The organism is Bradyrhizobium sp. WSM2254 (assembly GCF_000472645.1).
GTDB classification, from domain to species: domain Bacteria; phylum Pseudomonadota; class Alphaproteobacteria; order Rhizobiales; family Xanthobacteraceae; genus Bradyrhizobium; species Bradyrhizobium niftali.
In genome coordinates this window covers 1-1,553 of record NZ_AXAB01000100.1, presented here as the reverse complement: position 1 = coordinate 1,553, position 1,553 = coordinate 1, and the positions used below count along the sequence as shown (strand labels likewise).

Genomic DNA, 1,553 nt, shown 5'->3' with positions numbered 1-1,553 from the left:
GGCGAGCATCTCGCCGACAGTTTTACGGTCGAGGTCGACGACCACCATGGCGGCCTCGCCACCCAGGTCGTATCGATCGACATCACCGGCACCAACGACGCCCCGGTCGCGGTGGCCGACACCAACAGCGGCCTGGAAGACAGCACCATCACCGGCACCGTCGCGAGCAATGACAGCGACGTCGATGTCGGCGCGGTCCTGACCTATGCGCAGACCAGCGCGGTGGCCGGCCTGACGCTGAACCCCGACGGCAGCTACAGTTTTGATGCCGCGAACGCCGCCTACCAGCATCTGGCGCAGGGCGTGACCACCGACGTGGTGGCGAACTACACCGTCACCGACGAGCACGGTGCAACCTCGGGTGCAACGCTGACCATCACCCTGACCGGCACCAACGACACGCCGGTCGCGGTGGCCGACACCAACAGCGGCCTGGAAGACAGCACCATCACCGGCACGGTCGCGGGCAACGACAGCGACGTCGATGACGGGGCGGTCCTGACCTATGCGCAGACCGGCGCGGTGGCCGGCCTGACGCTGAACCCGGACGGCAGCTACAGCTTCGATGCCAACCATGCCGCCTACCAGCATCTGGCGCAGGGCGCCACCACCGATGTGGTGGCGAACTACACCGTCACCGACGAGCACGGCGCGACCTCGAGCTCGACGCTGACCATCACGCTGACCGGCACCAACGACGCCCCGGTCGCGGTGGCTGACACCAACAGCGGCCTGGAAGACGGCACCATCACCGGCACCGTCGCGAGCAACGACAGCGACATCGATGACGGGGCGATCCTGACCTATGCGCAGACCGGCGTGGTCACCGGGCTGACGATCAACCCGGACGGCAGCTACAGCTTCGATGCCGGCAATGCCGCCTACCAGCATCTGGCCCAGGGCGCCACGGCCGATGTGGTGGCGAACTACACCGTCACCGACGAGCAAGGCGCGACCTCGAGCTCGACGCTGACCATCACGCTGACCGGCACCAACGACACCCCGGTCGCGGTGGCCGATACCAACGCGGGCAGCGAGGACAGCACTATCGCCGGCACGGTCGCGAGCAACGACAGCGACATCGATGATGGGGCGGTCCTGACCTATGCGCAGACCGGCGCGGTCGCCGGCCTGACGCTGAACCCGGACGGCAGCTACAGTTTTGATGCCGCCAACGCCGCCTACCAGCATCTGGCGCAGGGCGCCACGGCCGATGTGGTGGCGAACTACACCGTCACCGACGAGCACGGCGCAACCTCGAGCTCGACGCTGACCATCACCCTGACCGGCACCAACGACGCGCCGGACGTCCATCTCGTCGCAACGGGAACGCCCGACACCGCGACCGCGACCCTGACCGAGACCAATGCCGGCCTCACCACCAGCGGGACGCTGACGGTGACCGATGCGGACCTGTCGGACACGGTCAGCTCGTCGGTGACGACCGTGGTGGCTTCCGGCACCACGACGGGGCTTGGGCTGACCAACGCCCAGCTGCTGGCGATGCTCGGCGTGGCGCCGGCATCTGGCCTGGCGGCGGATCCGACTGATAC

General features: G+C 68.0%; 1 protein-coding gene. It reads left to right on the top strand.

The features are described from left to right. A partial coding sequence (locus tag A3M7_RS45630) for a VCBS domain-containing protein (RefSeq protein WP_156937110.1) occupies positions 1 to 1,553 on the top strand: 1,553 nt, incomplete at both ends.